At 70.3% G+C, this 19,516-nt stretch carries 14 protein-coding genes and 2 pseudogenes; 10 read left to right on the forward strand and 6 right to left on the reverse strand.

Features of this window, described 5'->3' with window-relative positions:
* Window positions 1–48 precede the first annotated feature (48 nt).
* Window positions 49–1,590 carry a class I adenylate-forming enzyme family protein gene (locus OG884_RS31650; protein ID WP_326638979.1) on the forward strand — a complete coding sequence of 514 codons (1,542 nt, stop codon included), beginning with the start codon at window positions 49–51 and terminating at the stop codon, window positions 1,588–1,590.
* A 184-nt stretch (window positions 1,591–1,774) separates the two neighbouring features.
* On the opposite strand, the gene OG884_RS31655 is transcribed toward OG884_RS31650, so the two are convergent.
* Complete coding sequence (locus OG884_RS31655; RefSeq protein ID WP_326638980.1) at window positions 1,775–4,630, reverse strand: ATP-binding protein; 2,856 nt, start codon at window positions 4,628–4,630, stop codon at window positions 1,775–1,777.
* A gap of 144 nt (window positions 4,631–4,774) precedes the next feature.
* Between OG884_RS31655 and OG884_RS31660 the strand changes: the two are divergent.
* Window positions 4,775–5,150: pseudogene (locus tag OG884_RS31660) on the forward strand (pyridoxal-phosphate dependent enzyme); the annotation flags it as partial.
* Between the two features lie 154 nt (window positions 5,151–5,304).
* Here OG884_RS31660 and OG884_RS31665 read toward each other — a convergent pair.
* Complete coding sequence (locus tag OG884_RS31665) at window positions 5,305–5,748, reverse strand: Lrp/AsnC family transcriptional regulator (RefSeq protein WP_326638982.1); 444 nt, start codon at window positions 5,746–5,748, stop codon at window positions 5,305–5,307.
* Window positions 5,749–5,905: 157 nt separating this feature from the next.
* Between OG884_RS31665 and OG884_RS31670 the strand changes: the two genes are divergently transcribed.
* From OG884_RS31670 to OG884_RS31680, 3 genes are all read left to right on the forward strand, one after another.
* Window positions 5,906–7,093, forward strand: coding sequence for a trans-sulfuration enzyme family protein (locus OG884_RS31670; RefSeq protein WP_326638984.1), 1,188 nt, complete (start codon window positions 5,906–5,908; stop codon window positions 7,091–7,093).
* A 75-nt stretch (window positions 7,094–7,168) separates the two neighbouring features.
* Window positions 7,169–8,467 (forward strand): amidohydrolase family protein, encoded by a 1,299-nt coding sequence (locus OG884_RS31675; protein ID WP_326638986.1) that lies wholly within the window; start codon window positions 7,169–7,171, stop codon window positions 8,465–8,467.
* Window positions 8,468–8,994: 527 nt separating this feature from the next.
* Window positions 8,995–9,438 (forward strand): hypothetical protein, encoded by a 444-nt coding sequence (locus OG884_RS31680; RefSeq protein ID WP_326638987.1) that lies wholly within the window; start codon window positions 8,995–8,997, stop codon window positions 9,436–9,438.
* 279 nt (window positions 9,439–9,717) lie between these two features.
* On the opposite strand, the gene OG884_RS31685 is transcribed toward OG884_RS31680, so the two are convergent.
* A complete protein-coding gene (locus OG884_RS31685) occupies window positions 9,718–10,323 on the reverse strand; it encodes an ATP-binding protein (protein WP_326638989.1) in 606 nt (201 codons plus the stop codon).
* Between the two features lie 249 nt (window positions 10,324–10,572).
* Between OG884_RS31685 and OG884_RS31690 the strand changes: the two genes are divergently transcribed.
* From OG884_RS31690 to OG884_RS31700, 3 genes are all read left to right on the forward strand, one after another.
* Window positions 10,573–11,934: a helix-turn-helix domain-containing protein gene (locus OG884_RS31690; RefSeq protein ID WP_326638991.1), complete on the forward strand. Its 1,362-nt coding sequence runs from the start codon at window positions 10,573–10,575 to the stop codon at window positions 11,932–11,934.
* Between the two features lie 481 nt (window positions 11,935–12,415).
* Entirely contained in the window at window positions 12,416–13,636 is a 1,221-nt protein-coding gene (locus OG884_RS31695) for an AAA family ATPase (RefSeq protein ID WP_326638993.1), read from the forward strand.
* Window positions 13,633–14,235: a DUF4276 family protein gene (locus OG884_RS31700; protein ID WP_326638994.1), complete on the forward strand. Its 603-nt coding sequence runs from the start codon at window positions 13,633–13,635 to the stop codon at window positions 14,233–14,235. The genes OG884_RS31695 and OG884_RS31700 overlap by 4 nt, the downstream gene beginning before the upstream one ends.
* A gap of 82 nt (window positions 14,236–14,317) precedes the next feature.
* Here the strand turns inward: OG884_RS31700 and OG884_RS31705 are convergent, their stop codons facing one another.
* Both OG884_RS31705 and OG884_RS31710 read right to left on the reverse strand, forming a co-directional pair.
* Complete coding sequence (locus tag OG884_RS31705; protein ID WP_326638995.1) at window positions 14,318–15,931, reverse strand: amidohydrolase; 1,614 nt, start codon at window positions 15,929–15,931, stop codon at window positions 14,318–14,320.
* Between the two features lie 209 nt (window positions 15,932–16,140).
* Window positions 16,141–17,541: an NAD(P)/FAD-dependent oxidoreductase gene (locus tag OG884_RS31710; protein ID WP_326638996.1), complete on the reverse strand. Its 1,401-nt coding sequence runs from the start codon at window positions 17,539–17,541 to the stop codon at window positions 16,141–16,143.
* A 178-nt stretch (window positions 17,542–17,719) separates the two neighbouring features.
* Between OG884_RS31710 and OG884_RS31715 the strand changes: the two genes are divergently transcribed.
* On the forward strand, window positions 17,720–18,751 hold the full coding sequence (locus OG884_RS31715; RefSeq protein WP_326638998.1) for a GNAT family N-acetyltransferase: 1,032 nt from the start codon (window positions 17,720–17,722) through the stop codon (window positions 18,749–18,751).
* Window positions 18,752–18,831: 80 nt separating this feature from the next.
* Here the strand turns inward: OG884_RS31715 and OG884_RS31720 are convergent.
* A pseudogene (locus OG884_RS31720) lies at window positions 18,832–19,077 on the reverse strand (Clp protease N-terminal domain-containing protein); the annotation flags it as partial.
* Window positions 19,078–19,081: 4 nt separating this feature from the next.
* Here OG884_RS31720 and OG884_RS31725 point away from each other — a divergent pair.
* Window positions 19,082–19,492 (forward strand): hypothetical protein, encoded by a 411-nt coding sequence (locus OG884_RS31725; RefSeq protein WP_326639000.1) that lies wholly within the window; start codon window positions 19,082–19,084, stop codon window positions 19,490–19,492.
* Window positions 19,493–19,516 lie beyond the last annotated feature (24 nt).

Here is a 19,516-nt window from a genome sequence, read left to right on the forward strand (position 1 = left end):
CTTCGTTTATAGTACCAATATCTCGTCGGCGAAACCCCGGAGGTGATCGTGGCCATCGGCTTGCTCCCGCACCGGGCGGCCGCCCGATTCGGTGACCGGCCCGCGCTGCTGGGCCCGGATGGGACGCGCGGCTTCACCCAGCTCGCCGACCGGGCGAGCAGGCTCGCCCGCGGGCTGCTCCGGCTCGGACTCTCACCAGGTGACCGGGTCCTGGAACTCCAGCCCAACGGCTGCGCCCTGATCGAGTGCGACCTCGCCCTGGCGATGGCCGGCCTGGTGCGCGTCCCGCTCAACCCGCGGCTGGACGCCGCCGAGTGGGAACGCATCGCCGACGACTGCGGAGCGAGCGCGATGCTCTACGACGCCCGGTACGCCGAGGCGACCGAGGCGCTGCGCCACGGGCTCGGCGCGGCGCGCACCGTGGTCACCGGGGACGGCCCCGGCCGCCCGCTGGACGCCCTCATCGCCGATTCGCCCGGCGGGCCGCCGCACACCGGCGCCGCCCTCGACGACCTGGTGGGACTGGCCTACTCCTCCGGGACGACTGGACGCCCCAAGGGCGCCAGGCGCACCCACCGCAACCGGATCGCCTCCGCGCTGGCCATGACGCACGAGGTGCTCGGCGGGCCGCCGGACCCCGACTCGGTGTACCTGCACGCGGGCCCGGCGATCCACACCAGCGGGCTCTTCGTGCTGCCGTTCCTGATGGCGGGCGCCCGCCAGGTGCTACTCGACCACGCCGACGCACCCGCGATCCTGGCCGCCGTCGACGAGCACCGCGTCACCCACACCGCCCTCGTCCCCACGATGGTCGGCCGGTTGACGGAGGCGGCGAACGGGGTGCCACTTGACTCGCTGCGAATGCTCGCCTACGCCGGCGCGCCGATGCCCGCCGACCACATCCGCCGGGCGAGCGAGCGGCTGACCCCCCACCTGGTGCAGTACTACGGGCTGGTGGAGGCGATGCCGCCGCTCACCGTGCTCGACCAGGCCGACCACGCCCGCGGCCTCGCCGGAGAACCGGAGCTGCTGACCAGCGCGGGCCGGATCTGCCTGGCCGTCGACCTCCGCGTGGTGGACGAGCACGGCTCCCCGCTGCCCGACGGCGAGCCGGGCGAGGTGGTGGTGCGCGGCGACCCGGTGACCCCGGGATACCTCAACGCCGAGAACCGCGACGACCTGGGCAAGGCGTTCACCGGCGGCCGGCTGCGCACCGGGGACATCGGACACCTCGGCGACGGCGGCCGGCTGTGGCTGACCGACCGCGCCAACGACATGATCATCACCGGTGGCTACAACGTCTACCCGCGGGAGGTCGAGGACGCGGTCACCCGCGTCGACGGGGTCGCCGACACCGCGGTGGTCGGGCTCGCCGACCCGCAGTGGGGCCAGCGGATCACCGCGGTCTACACCTGCTCCGGCGACCGCCGGGTCGAGCCGGAGGAGGTGCTGTGGCACTGCCGGGCCGTACTGCCCCCGCACAAGCGGCCCAAGAGCGCGCACCGGGTCACGTCCCTGCCGCTGAACGCGACCGGGAAGATCAGCCGCCGGGAGGTGATCCGGCGCCTCGAAGCGGGCGAATCCTGGTGACCGCGGTGGCCTTCCCGGCCGGAGGACCGCCGCCGTCGTCGCCCGTGCCGGGCCCGGTGGAGCGGGCCGGTGCCGTTTCTAGGCGGACGTTCCGGCCTCAAGGATCGAGACGATGGAGAAGAGACTGAAATCCGGCAGCGGCGGTCGGGTCGGGCGGGGGCCCGAGCAGGTGGGCGGGACCTCGTCATGGGGGCACGCAGGTGAGGCCGATGACATTCTCGCGCCTGGCCCCCCGTTCGAAGGCCGCGGTATAGGCGCGCGTACCGAGTGCATGCCGTACCAGGCGGTCGGCCTCGGCGTGGGCGTCGTGAAACGGCCGCAGCCCGATGAGCGCCACCCCGGTCGTGTGCCGCAACCGGTGCGCGGCGCCGAACAGTTCGGCGGCGTGGTCGTGCCGACCGGCGGCGGCGACGGTCCAGGCGAGCGTCTCAAGGCCCCACACGGGCCCCCAGCGGTCGTCGATGTCGTACTGGCGACGCAGGGAGTCGCGGAAAAGCGCGGCGGCCCGTACCGGGTCGCCGTGCCGCAACTCCGCGAGACCGAGGCCCCACAGCCCCCAGGAGTAGGCCCAGGCCCCGCCGTGTGCCTCGGCGTCGGCCAGGTAGGCGTCACCGGCGGCGACGGCGGTATCCCGGTCCCCGAGGAAGGCACAGGCCATGGCCCAGAGCATCGTCGCCATGTGGGCGTCACCGGTCGCGCCGTCCGCCAGGAACCGGTCCTTCGCCTCCGCCAGCAGCGGGATGGACCGCGGATCGCCGTGGGTGAGCAGCGCGTGGGCGCCCTCGACGTAGGTGAGGGCGGCGGGGGCGTCACCATCGGGGAACCGCGAGGTCAGACGGCGGCAGCGGGTCAGGAACTCCTCGGCGCCCCGCTTGTCGCCCTGGCAGAGGGCGATCCAGGCGGCCAGGGCCACCGCGCCGATCTGGAGCGGGTCCGGCGGGCCCGGAGAGAGCGCGAGCCCGCGCTCCAGCCAGTGGCGGCCCTCGCCGATGGTGCTGCTGAAGAACCAGAATCGGGTCCGGGTGAGGTTGGTGGTGATCTCCAGCCCGCTCCGGGCCTCGCCGGGCTCGGTGACGCAGAAGTCCAGTGCCGTGCGGAGGTTCGACAGTTCCTGCCGCAGCCGCGACAGCCACTCGACCTCGCGGGGACCGCACCAGTCGGCCGCGGCCCGTGCGACGGTGCTCCGGTAGTGGTCACGGTGGCGTCGCCGCACCGCGGTTTCCTGACCGAGGTCGACCAGACGCTGCCTGCCGTACTGGCGGATGGTCTCCAGCAGGCTGTAACGCGTCCTGCTGCCCCGGGTGCTCACGACCAGGATCGACTTGTGCGCCAGGGCCGCCAGAACGTCGATGATGTCGTGGCGGTCGATGCCCGCACCGGAGCACACCGCCTCGGCAGCCTCCAGGTCGAACCCGCCGGAGAAGACCGACAGTCGTGCCCAGAGCAGCCGCTCGTGCTCGGTGCACAGGTCGTGGCTCCAGCCGACGACGCCTCCCAGAGTCCGGTGATGGCGGGGCGCGTTCCCGGCGTCGTTGTCGGCCAGCAGCCGGAACCGGTCGTCGAGCCGGTCGAGGATCTCCTCTGCCGAGAGCGTCCCCAGCCGGACCGCCGCCAGCTCGATCGCCAGCGGGACACCGTCCAGCCGCCCGCACAGCTGCGCGATGACGCCGCGGTTGTGTCGTGTGATCCGGAAGTCCGGGGCCGAGGCCGCGGCGCGGTCGGCCAGCAGCGCCACCGCCTCGTAGCGGGTCAGCGGCGGCTCGGCCTTCTCCCCCGGAGGGGTTATGGGCGGTACGGCGAGGGGTGGCACCGGCAGGACGTGCTCGCCCTGGACACCGAGCCGCTGCCGGCTGGTGGCCAGCACGCGCAGACCGGGCACCGCGCGCAGGAGCGTGGTCACCAACGTCGCCGCAGCCTTCACCATGTGCTCGCAGTTGTCCAGTACCAGCAACGTCCTGCTGTCACGCAGATGCTCGATCAGGATGTCCACGCAGGGGCGTGCGGACTGGTCGCGGATTCCGAGAGCCTGCGCCACCGTCCGGTCGAGCAGTTCGGGCTCGGCCAGCGGGGTGAGGTCGGCGATCCACACCCCGTCAGGGAAGGTGGGTGACACCTGCGTGGCCAGCCGCAGCGCCAGCCGGGTCTTGCCCACTCCGCCCACCCCGGTCAGCGTGACCAGGCGGCTGGTCCCCAGTAGCCGTCCGGCGTCGGTGAGCTGCTGTTCCCTGCCCACGAACGTCGTCATCTCGCTGGGGAGATTGCCGGACGGTCCCTTGGCGGTGAGTGCGGGATCGTTGTTGAGGATCCGCCGGTGCAGCTCCCGCAGTTCCGCGCCGGGGTCGACGCCGAGTTCCTCGACGAGGATCTCCCTGACGGAGTGGTGGCAGCGCAGGGCCTCGGCCTGGCGGCCCGACCGGTACAGCGCCAGCATCCGCTGTGCCCAGAAGCGCTCCCGGAGCGGATGTGCGGCGGTCAGCCTCCGCAGCTCGGGGAGCACCTCCTCGTGGCGGTCCAGCGCCAGGTCGGCCTCGATGCGGGACTGGAGCGCGTCCAGCCTGCGCTCGGCCAGCACGGGCGCGACCTCCCGTCGCAGCGTCTCCGACGGGATGTCCTGTAGCGGTTCCCCGCGCCACGATCGCAGTGCCTCTGCCAGCAGCGCCGCCGCCTGTTCCATGGAGCCCGCCGCGGCCGCTGCCCTGGCGCGGCCGGTCAGGGTGTCGAAGCGGTGCAGGTCGAGCCGGTCGTCGTCCACCCTGAGCAGGTAGCCGCGCGGGCAGGTCAGCAGGGGAGCGGCGCACCCCAGCAGGTGCCGGCAGCGCAGCACGTAGTTCTGCAGGGTGTTCCGGGCACCGCCAGGCGGGGCCTCTCCCCACAGGTGGTCCATCAGCGTCTCGACGGGGACCGTCTTGTTGGCGTCGAGCAGCAGCGACACGAGCAACGTCCGCAGCTTGGCTGCCCGGATCGGCACGGGAACGCCGTCCCGCAGCACCTCGAACGGCCCCAGAACCCTGAACTCGAAACCCGAGCCTGCCGTTTTCACTACCCAATGTAATCACAATATTTCTCTCCGCGATCGGGTGTGTGCGCCAAGTGCGCCTCGAAGGGGTGCCACCGGAATTTCGGGTAGGGCTTACCAACGCCCCGCTACGGCAAGTGCTCACCGGCCGGCGGCGTCCGGATGTTCGTCAAACACGAGGATCTGAACCACACCGGCTCACACAAGATCACGAACGTCCTCGGGCAGGCCCTGCTCGCCCGGCGGATGGGCAAGCCGCGGGTGATCGCCGAAACGGGCGCCGGGTCGCATGGCGTGGCGACGGCCACCGCCTGCGCCCTGTCCGGCCTCGAATGCGTCGTCTACATGGGCGAGGTCGACATGGAGCGCCAGGCGCTGAACGTCGCCCGGATGCGGATGCCCGGCACGAAGGTCGTCCCGGTGACGTCCGGATCCCGCACCCTGAAGGACGCCATCAACGAGGCGTTCCGGGACCGGGTCGCCAACGTCGAGTCCACGCACTACCTGTTCGGCACCGCGGCGGGTCCGCATCCGTCTTCCCCGTTCATCGGCCGGCCAGGTCATGTAGGCGGTGGACGAGCCGGAGCGCCGCCGGCGAGGTGGCGGCCTGGCCGAGGTTCTCGGCGTTGTCTGGCCGGGAGGGCCTGTTCACCATCGCCACCACCTGAACCTGTCGGCGCCCGCCTGGACATCCTCGGTCACATGCTGTCGGCGGAGAGCGTCTTCATGGTGACGTAGCTGGCCACCGCGGCCACGCTGGGCAGGTTGGCCAAGCGGTTGGCGTGGAAGTCCTCGTAGGCGGCCAGGTCGGCGACCTCGACCTGGAGCAGGTAGTCGTAGTTGCCGGTGACGTGGTGGCAATGCACCACTTCGGACAGCCGGACGATCGCGCGCTCGAACGCGACCACATCCGTGCGGCTGTGCCGCATCAGCCGGACACCGGCGAACACCCGCAGGCTGCGGCCGACCGCAGCGGGATCGATCAGCGCCCGGTAACCGCGGATCACCCCGGTCTCCTCCAGCCGCCGCACACGCCGGAGGCAGGGAGACGGCGACAGGCCGACCCGGGCGGCGAGTTCCGCGTTGCTGATCCGACCGTACTTCTCGAGCACGGCCAGTATCGACCGGTCCACGTCATCCACGTGAGCAGATTATTGCCCAACTGCCGCGCTTACCACATCGGATGGCCGATTCGAGGCGCTACTTGCTGCCAAAGTTGCCGGGACCGACCCCGAGGTGGCATGCCGGTCGGTCACGCTTGTGACATCACCTCGGGTGGTCATCGGAAGGGGAACAACCATGTCGGGCAGCAGCACAGTTGCCGTTCACGCCGACCGCGACGTCCATCCCAGTCGCGCAGTGGCCCGGCCCATCTACCAGACGGCGACGTTCTGGGCCGAGGACGCGGAGCAGTTCACGCAGGCCGCCGTCGAACGGCGGGGCCAGGATTTCTACACCCGCTACGGCAACCCGAACCACGCGCAGGTCGCGGCGGTGGTCGCGGAACTGGAGCACACCGAGGCGGCAATGGTCACCGCGTCCGGGATGGCCGCGCTCACCACCGCGGTGCTGGCCCTGGTGTCCGCCGGCGACCACGTGATCGGGCAGAAGTCCACCTACGGCGGCACGGCGTCGGTGTTGCTGAACCTGCTGCCGCGGCTGGGCGTGTCGGTCACGCAAGTGGACCAGACCGACCCGGCGGCGTTCGACAAGGCGCTGACCCCGCAGACCCGCCTGATCCTGGTGGAAACGCCGAGCAATCCGCTGTTGCAGATCACCGACCTGCGCGCCGTCACGGATCTGGCCCGCGCGCACGACGTGCTGACCATGGCGGACAACACCTTCGCCACTCCGATGAACCAGCGGCCGGTGGAGTTCGGCATCGATCTGGTCTGGCACAGCGCGACCAAGTACCTCAACGGCCATTCCGACGTGTCCGCCGGGGTGCTGGCCGGCTCGGCGGAGATCCTGGACCGGATCTGGGATGTCGCCCTGCTCACCGGCGCCACGCTCGGCCCCTTCGACGCGTGGTTGCTGTTGCGTGGCATGCGCACCTTGCCGCTGCGCATGCCACGGCACAACGCCAACGGCCAGGCGCTCGCGGAGGCGCTGCAGGACCACCCGGCCGTGGCTCGGGTGCACTATCCCGGCCTGGCCACGCACCCGCAGCACTCGTTGGCGGCAAGCCAGATGAGCGGTTTCGGAGGAGTGCTCGCAATCGAACTGGCCGGCGGTTTCGAGGCGGCCGACGCGTTCCTCGGCCGGCTGCACTACGCCCGTCGAGCGGCCAGTCTCGGCGGTGTGGAGTCGCTGGCCGTGCATCCGGCGGCCATGTGGCAGGGCATGCTCAACGAGGAACAGATTGCCGCGTCAGGGGTTCCGCTCGGCCTGGTCCGGTTGGCCGCGGGCACGGAGGACACAGCCGACCTGGTTGCCGACGTGCTCGCCGCGGCCGACGTGGTGGTCGCCACGACGGCGAGCTGCTGACCACTCGGCGGCACCGGGCTCCCGCCACAACCTGATGTTGGACAATCCGAAGACGTTCGTGGAGGCACGTATCCAATGAGGACCCTGATTACCGGCGGCACCGTGGTCAGCATGAACGCGGCCGTCGGCGACTTCGACCGCGGCGACGTGCTGATCGAAGACGGCGTGATCGTCAAGGTGGCCGAGCGGATCGACGCGCCGGACGCGGCGGTGATCGACGCGACCGACCGGATCGTGCTGCCCGGCTTCGTCGACACCCACCGGCACACCTGGCAGACCGCGTTCCGCGGTGTCGGCGCGGACTGGACGTTCGCCGACTACGTGGTGGCGGTGCACGGCACGTTGAAGCCCCATTACCGGCCTGAGGACGTCTATCTGGGCAACCTGATGGGCCGGCTGGAGGCGCTGTACTCCGGCGTGACAACGATGCTGGACTGGTTCCACGCCGCGCAGAGCCCCGAACACGCGGACGCCGCCCTCGCCGGCCTGCGAGCCGTGCCAGGACGGTCGATCTTCTGCTACGGCGCGGGGTACCGCACCGATGACCAGATCGACGCCGAGGTCCGCCGCGTCCGGTCCGACGTTCCGGAGGACGGCCTGGTCACCATGGCCTTGGGGCTGCGCGGTCCGGGTGATGTCACCATGGACGTGGTCGCCGCAGACCTGAAGCTGGCAGCCGATCTCGGACTGCGGACCAGTGTGCACGTCGACGGCCTGACGGGCGGCCGCCCGATCGCCGAGCTCCACGAGCACGGTCTGCTTTTCGACACCACGACCTTCGTGCACGCCAACGGGATCAGCGACGACGAACTGCGGATGCTCGCCGACGCCGGCAGTTCGGTGTCGATCAGCCCGGACGTCGAGCTGAAGATGGGCTTCGGCTGGCCGATGACCGGACGCATGCTGGCGGCCGGCCTGCACCCGACGTTGTCCATCGACGACTGCCCTTCGGCCGGCGGCGACATGTTCGCCACCATGCGCACCGCCTACGCCGTGCAGCGCGGCCTCGACGGCGGCTTGAACTCCCGGGACCTGCTGAAGTTCGCCACCGTCAACGGCGCCCGGGCGTGCGGACTCGCCGCCCGAACGGGCAGCCTCACCCCCGGCAAGGACGCCGACATCATCCTGCTGCGCGCCGACGACCCCACCGTGTTCCCGGTCACCGACCCCGCCGGCACCATCGTCGCCGCCGGCCATCCCGGCCTGGTCGACACGGTTCTGGTGGCCGGCCGCGTGGTCAAGCGCGACGGGCAGCTGGTGGGCGTGGACCTGCCGGCATTGCAGACCAGGTTGCTGGAATCGCGCAACCGGATCGCGACCGCCGCCGGCATCTCGCTCGACGGAACCTGGCGTCCCCGCACAGAATCGGAGTAACCGCGCCTGGGGGAAGAGCTCGCCCGGCGCGGCAATTATTGGCGGCCGAGGAGCACGAGCGGGCTGTCCACACGAAGTGTCTCCGAAGCCGTCCTCGGCGCGATCCTGCCCTCCGACGAACAGAGCCGGCTGGGCTCGCTGGCCTGGACCGCCTACTACACCGCCGCCCTCACCGACCCGGCGCTCGCTGCGGCCGCGCTCACCCGACCCGACGCGCTGGAAGACTTCCTCACCACCCGGCTCACCACCGCGCAGCGGCCGCCCCCGGGCCGAGCCGCACCGACCCGGGCGACGACCACTCTCCGTGACGACCACGAGCTCAACCACAGCCGAATAGGCGACAGTTGATTACGCGAGGTCGCCAGAGTGGCACCCCTCGAATGCGTGGTGCGACGGGTCCCGGGGAGTGCCAAGCATGACACTGAGTGACTGTCGGGTGACCGGTGAGTGAGTGGCCGGCGGCACGGTGTGTGGTGACGGCGGGGCGACGCGCCCGGCTGATCTTCACCCGACAGGAAGGGCACTTCATGTTCAAACGTGTAACCGGGATCGTGGCGGCGGTGATCGCGGCGGCGGTGATGCTCACCGCCGCTCCCGCCACCGCCGACGCGGCCTCGTTCTCCCGGGAGCTCACCGCCGTGGCACAGGCCGCGGGCGTCTCGGAGGAGACCGTCTACTCCATGGCGGTGTCGCTGGTGAGCAGCGACCCGGAGGACGAGTATCGCTTCCCCGATGAGGAGTTCCAGGACGCCCCCCGCTCCTGGAGCGCGGTCCTGGCGTTCGTCAAGAGGTTCTGGCGCCAGATCGTCGACGCGGCCAAGGCCGCCGGTGAGTGGGCGTGGTGGAAGGCGGGCAAGTGCGCCACCGGCGCCGTGACCGAGGTCTGGAACAAGTTCGGCGGAGACCTGACGGATCCTGAGGCGGTACTGGCCGTGGCCGTCTACGGTTGCCTGAAGGGCCTGCGCGGCTGATCGTCCCGCCTGACGGGCGGCACTCCCGATCATCGGATCGGGAGTGCCGCCCGTAGGTCCGTCCCTCCTCTGGTCGGCCTCACGCTTCCAGCGGAAGGTGGCCCGAGTGGAGGAAGGACGGACCTGAACCCGTCTCCGGGGCGGGCGTTCAGCGGCGGACGGCCTCGGCGCCGTCGGTGTGCGCGGACCCGCCTCCACCAGCCGCCGTAGACGCGGCCGAAGGCGTACGGCTTCAGGAGCGACAGGGCGCGGCGGATCGTGGCGGGGCGTTCGGGGATGTCACGGTTCCCGGTGGAGACGGGCCGAGCGGCGGCCAAGGTGCAACAGCGGCGGGCAGGTCAGGCGGGTGCCCCAGCGGGTGGGGAGGGCGAAGGCGACCGCCTTGGCCGGGGCGTCGCCGGTGAAGGTCGTCGTGGGGTAGGCGCGGCAGTACCCCCGGGAGAGCTCCCGGACCAGCAGCAGGCCACGGCCGCTCTCCGCGAGCGGGTCCGGTGCGGTCTGCGGACGGGAGTGGTCGAGGATCGCGGGGATCCACCCCAGGTCGGGGTCGCCGTCGACGAGCTCGCACCACGCGGGGACGCCCGCCAGGTTGAAGACGCGGATCTCGTACGGCGGGCGGGCGTGCCGCTCGCAGTTGGCGGCCAGCTCGGCCGCGATCGCCTCGGTGTCGGTGACGTCGTCGCCGGGCAGGCCCTCGGCCAGCAGCACCTCGCGCACGATGGCGCGGGCCCGGCGGGAGGCCGAGCCCGGGTACAGGACGGCCACCAGCATGCCGACCTCGCCGAGGGCCTCCTCCGGGGCTCCCACACTGGTGACGGTGATCCCCTCGCGGGGGACGCCCGGGACGCCGGACGGGTCCGCCGCGCCGTGGAAGGTTGGCCGCATGTGCGCACTCCATAACTTTCGGTGACTGTTCCAGCAGGAAACGCCACGGGATGGGCGGCGGCCAGGTTCGGGCGCGGGCGTTGCGACGCGCCGTGCGGGGTGCGCGGGAGGGTCGCCGCCGCCGCGCGCCGTTCGGATCGTCCTGTCGGCTGGTCGTTTCCTGGTCGTTTCCGTCGGCGGGCGAGCCGCGCGAGCCGCATTCGTCGACAATGGGTTGATGATTCGTCGCTCTGGGTGATGGAGGTCGTCGTGGGTGGTGAGGGACGTCCCGAACTGGTGCGGGCTCGCCGGCGGATGGGCATGAGCCAGGACGAGATCGCGGCGGCGCTGTGGGTGTCGGCGACGACATGGAGCCGGTGGGAGCGGGGACGCCAGGAGATCCGGCCTGTCTACCGGGCGCGAATGGCCGAGGTGTTCGGGGTGGACCCGGTCGAGGTCGAGCGGTGGATCGAGGGCACCGTCCCGGTCGATACGGAAGCCTGGCTGATTCCGGACTTCAGCGACTTCTCACTCGGAACTACGGTCAAGACGGCAGACCGACTGTGGAGGTGCGACGTGGATCCGGAGCGGCGTCATGTGCTGGCCGCGCTGCCGTTCGTACCTGCGGCCTTTGGCAGCTGGCTGTCGGCGTGGAGTTATGGCACTCCGGAGGCATCGGCGGCGTATCAGGGGTCGGGGCCGGTTGTCGGGCTCTCCGACGTTCGGCGGATCGCCGAGGCACGGCAGGCGTTCGGGCAGATGGACCGCCAGTTCGGCGCCGGATTGGTGCGTCCGGCGGTGGTGGACTATCTGAACACCGCTGTCGCGCCGTTACTGCGGGGCCGCTATGACGACAAGGTCGGTGCCGAGCTGATGACGGCGGCTGCGGCGATGACCCAGATGGCAGGCTGGACCGCCTTCGATCTGAACCATCACGGCCAGGCCCAGCACTACCTCGGCCAGGCGCTCAAGCTGGCGAAGATCGGTGACGACTCGTTGACGGGTGCCTGGGTGCTGGCGACCATGACCCATCAGGCGGTTCACCTGGAGCAGGGTGCCCAGGCGGTCTGGCTCGCCCGCGCCGCCGTGGACACGGCCCGTCGGGCACAGGCACCTCCCCGAGTCATGGCGATGCTGCTGATCGGTGAGGCGCGGGCGATGGCCATGCAGACGAGACCGGCCGAGACCGGTGACGCGCACAGCGCCAAGCAGGTCGAGCGGCTGCTCACCGAGGCCGAGCGGGCGTACGCCCAGGGAGCCACCGACCGTGACCCGGCCTGGGTCGCCTGGAACGACGAGTCCGAGCTGACCGCGAGGATGAGCAGGTGCTGGAAGCTGCTCGGCGACTACCGGCGGGCGGCCGACTGCGCGGAGTTCGCGGTACGTGAGTTCACGGAAAACCGCCCTCGGTCGGCCCAGCTCAACCGGATGAGCGCGGCTGAGGCATACCTCGCCATGGGTGAGGTGGAACAGGCGGTCGACTCGGCGAGGGCCGCGATCCCGATGGCCAAATCACTGACGTCGGCCCGCTCCGTCGAACGCATCCGGAAGTTCTCCGGCCGCCTTGAGCCATACGACACCATCCAGGTCAGGGAGTTCCGTGCCTACCTGGACAGTGAACTCGTCTCCTGATCGACCGCTGGACAGCAGAGGGGCTCCGAGGCAATCGGGGCATCTTTTTAGGAAATGTCGGTGGTTATGGTCGCGACCCTTGGGTGAAGTCTCGCGTCACTGGCCGAACTCACCTCCGCCAAAATGGCGAACCTGACGCCGGGGGGCATACGTTGTGCACACCCGCCTTGATCAGCGTCAGCCTGTCGACTTGCGATAGCTGTGTCAGGTAGCCGGTCCTGGCATGAGCACGCGGTGAGACATGAGTGCCACCGAGCAACCCGGTGGCGCGATCGGACGCATCTGGAAGCTCTCTGACCATCAGCATTCATGTCCGGGAGTTTCGCGCCTGCCTGGACAGCGAACTCGTCTCCTGGCCGACTGCCGGACCGAAGTCGACCGAAGCCGGGGGAAACGGGGCTCGTCTGGAGGCAGCTCTCCGGCCAGGCTGAACCGCTATCGTGGTGAGGCCGTTTTCCCGGCGGAACGCAGGCAGACGCTGATGAGGACTGCCGTCACCGAACAGATCGACATGGCGGGGAGTGCGATGGGGCAGGCCATACCGTTTCTGCGGCGCGTGAGGGTGAAAAACTACCGAAGTATCGCGTCATGTGACGTCAGCTTCACGCCTCTTCTGGTTCTGCTCGGCCCCAACGCCGCAGGGAAAAGCAACTTCCTCGACGCGCTCAGGTTCGTGGTGGACGCGTTGGAGACGACACCTACCGACGCGGTGATGAAACGCGGTGGCCTGGATGAGGTGAGCCGACGGGTTCAGAGGGATACGGAGGCATTCGGCATCTTTCTGGAGTTCGTGATCCAGGCGGATGAAGAGCCACTGTCGGTCACGTACGGCTTCACCATAAACCGGGACCCCACCGGTCGCCGTTCACTTCTGGTGGTCGGGGAACAGTGCACGGTCCGCGGTACCCAGCCGCGGTCGAGTTTTGAAGAAGCCAGTTTTTTCATGACCCATGGCCTTTTCAACCAGACAGGTGATGGCGGTATCGAGCCGGACCGGCTCTACCTGCCGCTGGCCGCCACCCAGGGCATTTTCAGCGAGGTCTACCGCAGGCTGCGGAGCATGCTCTTCTACCACCTGGATGTGGGACTCATGCGACGGGTCCAGCCCCGGTTCGCCGGGACTGCGCTGGACGATGCCGGAGGGCGACTGGGATCGGTGCTCGGGACCCTCGCACACCGGTATCCGGTGTTCAAGAAACGGATCGACGACTACATGTGCGCCATCGTTCCCGGAGCCGTCGGCGTCGACGAGCGGGTTCTGGACACCTACTCGACCGTCGAATTACGTACGCGTCATGGAGATCAAGAGTTGGCCTTCGGGCCGGAGGCGATGTCCGAGGGAACCCTGCGTGCGGCGGGGCTGCTGACGGCGCTGTTCCAGCCTGCCGTACTGGGCGGTGACGTAAGTCTGATCGGCATCGAAGAACCGGAGACGTCGCTGCACCCCGCAGCCGCGGGTGCGCTCTTCGACGCACTCAGCGAGGCGAGCGAACGTGTTCAGCTGGTGGTCACCACGCAGAGCGCGGACCTGCTTGACCGCGATGACTTCGATCCGGCGTCCGTGCGTGTCGTGACGATGGCGGATGGGCTTACCACGATCAGTGAGATCGACGAAGTGAGCCGCCGCATCATCGATGACGGGCACGCCACGCTCGGTGAGCTGATGCGGAGCAGCCAGCTCCGGCCCAAGGAGACGGAATGACCGGAGCGATCTCCATTGCCACTGTCGTGGAAGGGGAGGGCGAGGTCGCCGCACTCCCGATTTTGCTCCGCAGGATCGCGCATGATCTCTCGGTCTGGAACATACGGATTCCTGCCCCACTCCGCGTCCCACGATCCAAACTGGTCGCCCCCGGGGGTGTCGAGAAGGCAGTTCTTCAGGCTTCCTACCGGGTCGACGGTCTCGGTGGGATTCTGCTGCTGATCGACGCGGATGACGACTGTCCTGCCACGACCGGGCCGGCACTCCTGGAGCGGGCGCGGCAGGCCCGTGGGGACAGAGAGATCTCGATGGTTCTTGCCAATCGGGAGTTCGAGGCGTGGTTCCTCGCCGCAGCCTCCTCGCTCGCGGGCCACAGAGGGCTGGCGGACCCTCTCGAAGCGCCCACCGATCCCGAAGGACCCCGCGATGCGAAGGGATGGCTCTCGACACGGAAGATCGACGGCACCTCCTACCGCCCCACGGTTGATCAGGCGGCCCTGACCACGCAGTTCGACATGGCTCAGGCACGCAAGAACGCACCCTCCTTCGACAAGTTCTGGCGTGATGTCGAACGCCTGATACGGGGCGCTTCCAGGTGACATGCCACGGCGAAGGGAACAGGATGGCGGTTGACCAACCGGATCGCCTCCGCCGTACCGGACTGGCCCGTGTCGTCCCAGGTCAGCGCCGGTAGACCTGCTCGCCGCCGACGAAGGTCATCGCGACCCTCGTCCGCCAGATCTCGGATCGCGGCTCGGTGAACGGGTCGCGGTCCAGGACGACCAGGTCGGCGCGGTTGCCGGGGACGATGGTGCCGGCGTCGTCGTCGTGGTTGATCCAGGCCGAGCCGGCGGTGTAGGCGGTCAGCGCGGTGGCCAGATCCAGGCTCTGGCCGGGCAGGAACGGGGTCTGCGCCGTCGGGTAGCCCGCGTGCACCGAGCCGGGCGGCTCGGTGCGGTTGACCGCCACGTGCAGGCCCTGGATCGGGTCGGCGCCGGAGACCGGCCAGTCGCTGCCCGCGCAGAAGTGGGTGCCGGCCCGCAGCAGGTCGGCGAACGGGTACTGCCAGCCGGAGCGCTTCTCGCCCAGGAACGGCAGGGTCAGCTCGTCCATCTGGGCGTGATGGGTGGCCCAGAGCGGCTGCAGGTTGGCGGTCACGCCGAGCTTCGCGAAGCGCGGCACGTCGGACGGCTCGACGATCTGCAGGTGCGCGATGTGGTGCCGGTTGGCCGGGTCGGTCCCCTCGAAGCTGTCCAGCGCCTCGCGGACCGCCCGCTCACCGATGGCGTGGAAGTGCACCTGGAAGCCGTGCCGGTCCAGCTCGGCGACGTACTCCCTCAGCAGCGTGGGGTCGACGTACGACAGGCCGGTGCCGCCGCAGCGGCAGTAGGGCTCGATCACCGCGGCGGTGAAGTTCTCGGCGATGCCGTCCTGCATGATCTTCACCGAGGTGGCGTGGAACCGCTCCAGTCCCGTGGCCGACTCGCGCCGCTCCAGCAGCTCGGGGATCTGCTCGGCGCCGCGCGCCCGGTCCCACCAGAGCGCGCCCACGACGCGGGCCCGCAGCGCGCCTGAGGCCGCCGCCGAGACGTACGTGGACAGCTGGTCGTCGTAGCCCGCGTAGGAGCCGACGATGGCGTCCTGCCAGCCGGTGACGCCGAGGGAGAACAGGTGTTCCTGGGCAGCCAGCAGCGCCTCGTGCATGTCCCGGGCGCTGGGGCGGGGGGTGAGCAGGCCGACCAGGTCCATCGCGCCCTCGTGCAGCACGCCGCTCGGCGTGCCGTCGGCGTCGCGCTCGATCCTGCCGTCGGCGGGGTCGGAGGTGTCGCGGGTGATCCCGGCCAGCTCCAGCGCCCGGCTGTTCACCCAGGCGGCGTGGTGGTCGCGCTGGATCAGGTAGACCGGGCGGTCGACGAAGTCGAGCTGGGAACGGTGCGGGAGGCCGCCGGGGAAGGCGGACATGTCCCAGCCTCCGCCGTCGATCCACTCGTGGCCGGGGTGGGAGTCCGCGTAGGCGGCGATCTTCTCCACGTACTCCGGCAGGCCGTAGACCTCGGACAGGTCGCACCTGGCCCGCTCCAGGCCCGCCTGCACCGGGTGGATGTGCGCGTCGGTGAACCCGGGGGTCAGCAGGCGCCCGTCCAGGTCGACGATCTCGTGGCCGGGGGCGGCCAGGCCTGCGACGTCGGACTCCGCGCCGACGGCGGCGATCCGGCCGTCACGGACCAGCACCGCCTCGGCGAAGGCGTCGGCGGCGAGGAAGACCCGGCCGCCCCGGAAGAGCAGGTCGCTCACTGTTGCACCATTCCTGTCGTCGGTGGCCCGGAGGCAGCTGGAGCCCCCGGGATGCCGCTTGATCACCTACATTGCACGCTCGACCGGCCGAGGTCCAGCGTGAGTTTCTCCGGGCGTCGGCCGAGGCCCGGGAGACGTCCGCCGACACTCGCCGGCGTTCACCGCCCGTCCATCGACACCTACCGCCGTCCGGGGCGTCTTCCCGGCGCTCAGCGTCCGGTGATGGAGTCGGCGACGCGGGCCAGCACCGAGGTGCGGCCGAGCCCGGCCTTCTCCCTGGCGTCGGCCCGCCGGTAGAGGTCGTACATGGTGTGCACGCCGATCCACCGCAGCGGTTCCACCTCCCAGCCTCGCACCTTGCGGTCCACCCAGGGCAGGGAGGCGAGCTCGCTCTCCTCGCGCAGGATCAGGTCGCGCAGGGTACGGCCGGCGAGGTTGGTCGTGGTAACCCCGTGGCCGGTGTAGCCGCCCGCCCAGCCGATGCCGGTGGCGTGGTCGACGTGCACGGTGGCGCACCAGTCGCGCGGCACGCCGAGCACACCGGACCAGGCGTGCGCCACCTTCGAGGCCTTGACCGCGGGGAACATCCCGGTCAGCAACTCCCAGAGCGCCTCGATGGTCCACTCGTGGGTGTGGCCCCGGTCGTCCACCCGGGAGCCGTACAGGTAGGGCTTGCCGCGCCCGCCGAACGCGATCCGGCCGTCGGCGGTGCGCTGGGCGTACATGTAGTAGTGCGCCATGTCGCCGAGCAACTCGTGGCCCTCCCAGCCGATCTCGTTCCACAGCCCGCCCAGCGGCTCGGTGACGATCATCGAGCTGTTCATCGGCAGCCAGGCGCGGTGGTACTGCTTCAGCTCGGCGGTGAACCCCTCGGTGGCGCGGATGACGTAGTCGGCGCGGACCGTGCCGTACGGCGTGCGGGCCTCGCGCGGGGCGATCTCGGTTACCGGGGTGCGTTCGAAGATCTCCACGCCGAGGTCCCGCACGGTCTGGGCCAGGCCGCGGGCCAGCTTGGCGGGCTGGATCCTGGCGCAGTGCGGGCTCCAGATCGCGCTGACCGCGCCGTCCACCCGCAGGCGCTCCTCCCGCTCCGCCGGGTCGAGCAGCCGCACGTCATCCTCGGTCCAGCCCCAGTGGCGCTCGTGGGCGAGCAACCGGTGCAGCCGCAGGTCCTGGGCGGCGTTGGTGGCGACCGTGGTGACGCCGCCCTTGACGATGTCGGCGTCGATGTTCTCGTCCTTGGCGACCGTGATGACCTCGTCGATCGCCTCGAACATCACCCGCTGCAGCCGCTTGGCCGCGTCCGCGCCGTGCGTCCTGGCGTAGCGCTCGGGGGTGCCCGCCAGCTCGCCGACCAGCCAGCCGCCGTTGCGCCCCGAGGCGCCGTAGCCGGCGAACTCCTTCTCCAGCACCACGATCCGCAGGGTGGGGCTGGCCTTCTTCAGGTAGTAGGCGGTCCACAGACCGGTGTAACCGGCGCCGACGATGGCCACGTCGGCGTCGAGATCGCCGCCGAGGGGAGTGCCGGCCGTGGGGATGCCGAGGGAGCGATACCAGAAGGAGACGTCTCCGTTGACGAAATCCCCAGCCAGGGGAATGCGCGTGCTCATGGCCTCATATCCTGCTATATCCGTCTATTGAGGTACGCCTGTCAACGGAAACCGTTGCAGAAAAGCTGTCTTGCCACGTAATGAGCGATACGCCCAGATGTAACGGTGGGCTCACTCATGTGTAGCAGTCCCGTAACAGGGTCAGGTAAGGCTATCCCCCAACAGAAGGGGCTTTCTGATGGGGTTTCTGAGGATCCGTACAACCGTTGACGAGCGGCCGGGGCGTCTCGCCTCGCTGACCGCCGCGCTCGCCGCCAAGGGCGGCAACATCCTGGGCCTGAGCGTCCAGACCGACGCGGACGGCACGGTCGACGAGTTCGTCACGGACATCCCCGCCGGCGCCGAGGCGGTGCGCGAGGCGCTGGAGGCGGCCGGTGGACGCGAGGTCCTGGTCGTCCCCGCCACCGCGCACGAGCTGACGGACGAGCCCACCCGAGTGCTCCTGCTCGCCTCCCGGCTGCGCACGACCCCCTGGCGCCTGCCCGAGCTGCTCGGGGAGCTGTTGCGCGCCGACGACTCCCGCTGGGTCTACGGTGCCGAGATGAGCGACCTTCCGGACCCCACGTTGCTCACCGTGCCCGTGGCCCCGCGCCGCGCGATCAGGGTGCGCCGGGCCGAACTGCCCTTCACCCTGACCGAGGCCGCCCGCGCGGCCTCCTTCGTGCGGCTGGCGCAGCCCCCCGCCGAGCAGTCCGGAACCGACCGCGACATCACGCTCTCCAACGGCGTCGAGGTCCAGATCCGCCCGCTCACCCGGCTCTACCGCGTGGCCGTACGCGACCTGCACGACCGCTGCTCGCCCGAGGCCCGCAGGTTCCGCTACTTCACCGCGATGCCCGTGCTGCCGCCGAAGGTCTTCGACCGGCTCTGTGACCGCACGAAGGGGTACTCCATCGTCGCCGGGCACGACGGCCAGGTCGTCGGCCTCGCCAACCTGTTGTTCACCCCCGACCCCGGCATCGCCGAGATGGCCTTCCTGGTCGAGGATCGCTGGCAGGGCAGGGGGCTGGGCATGTCACTGGCCCAGATGCTCGTCGGCCAGGCCCGGGACCTGGGCTTCGCCGAGGTCAGAGCCACCCTGTTCGCCGACAACGTGCGCATGCGCAGGCTCCTGGTCTCGCTGGGCGCGACCCTGAGCCGCACCGAGGACCCCGGCGTGCTGGAAGCCAGGGTGGCCGTGGGAGTGGTGGCGACGGCATCCCCGAGTTGAACCCGTCACCATCCCCGAGTTGAACCCGTCACCCGGCCTCCCCGTTTCGAGATCGCTCAGGGATCCCGAAGCGGGGAGGGCTCACCCCTGTGCCCTCTCACGAGGGCGGGCGCGGGCCGTCTTGCCGAGATCCCGGCGCCGTTACGGTCTCCAGGCGCCCCCCGCCCGGTCAGCACCCGGGCGGCCAGTCCCTCGCCCTCGCGGATCAGACCGAGCAGGATGTGCTCGGTGCCGATGTAGCCGTGGTGCAGGCCGAGTGCCTCCCGCAGCGACAGTTCGAGCATCTTCTTGGCGCGCGGGGTGAAGGGGAGGTGGCTGCCGGGGGCGGACGTGCTGGGAGGTCCTCGACCACCTGGGCGCCGAGCGGATCGGCCACGGCATCGCCTGCATGGACGACCCCGCCTGGTCGCCCACCTGCGCGAGACACAGATCCCGCTGGAGGTCTGCCCCACCTCCAACGTCTGCACCGGCCAGGTCGCCCGCATCGAGGAGCACCCGCTGCCCCGCATGATCGAGGAGGGCCTGTTCGTCACCCTCAACAGCGACGACCCGCCCATGTTCGACACCACCCTGAGCGGCGAGTACCGCGTCGCCGCCCAGCACCTGGGCCTGGACCGGCAGATGCTGACCACCCTGGCCCGCAACGCCGTGCAGGCCTCCTCCCTCGACCAGGCGGGCAAGAAGAAACTCCTCGACGAGATCGCCACCATCGCCGACCAGCCCACCGCAACGGCCCCCTGACCTGCCCGGGGTGGTATTCCGCCA

The organism is Streptosporangium sp. NBC_01755, assembly GCF_035917995.1.
Classification (GTDB): Bacteria; Actinomycetota; Actinomycetes; order Streptosporangiales; family Streptosporangiaceae; genus Streptosporangium.

Excerpts from the sequence above, each read along its gene's own strand:
- OG884_RS31670 (WP_326638984.1), top strand. The coding sequence starts at position 5,906 with ATGTCGGGCAGCAGCACAGTTGCCGTTCACGCCGACCGCGACGTCCAT.
- OG884_RS31675 (WP_326638986.1), top strand. The coding sequence starts at position 7,169 with ATGAGGACCCTGATTACCGGCGGCACCGTGGTCAGCATGAACGCGGCC.
- OG884_RS31680 (WP_326638987.1), top strand. The coding sequence starts at position 8,995 with ATGTTCAAACGTGTAACCGGGATCGTGGCGGCGGTGATCGCGGCGGCG.
- OG884_RS31685 (WP_326638989.1), bottom strand. The coding sequence starts at position 10,323 with ATGCGGCCAACCTTCCACGGCGCGGCGGACCCGTCCGGCGTCCCGGGC.
- OG884_RS31695 (WP_326638993.1), top strand. The coding sequence starts at position 12,416 with ATGAGGACTGCCGTCACCGAACAGATCGACATGGCGGGGAGTGCGATG.
- OG884_RS31700 (WP_326638994.1), top strand. The coding sequence starts at position 13,633 with ATGACCGGAGCGATCTCCATTGCCACTGTCGTGGAAGGGGAGGGCGAG.
- OG884_RS31710 (WP_326638996.1), bottom strand. The coding sequence starts at position 17,541 with ATGAGCACGCGCATTCCCCTGGCTGGGGATTTCGTCAACGGAGACGTC.
- OG884_RS31715 (WP_326638998.1), top strand. The coding sequence starts at position 17,720 with ATGGGGTTTCTGAGGATCCGTACAACCGTTGACGAGCGGCCGGGGCGT.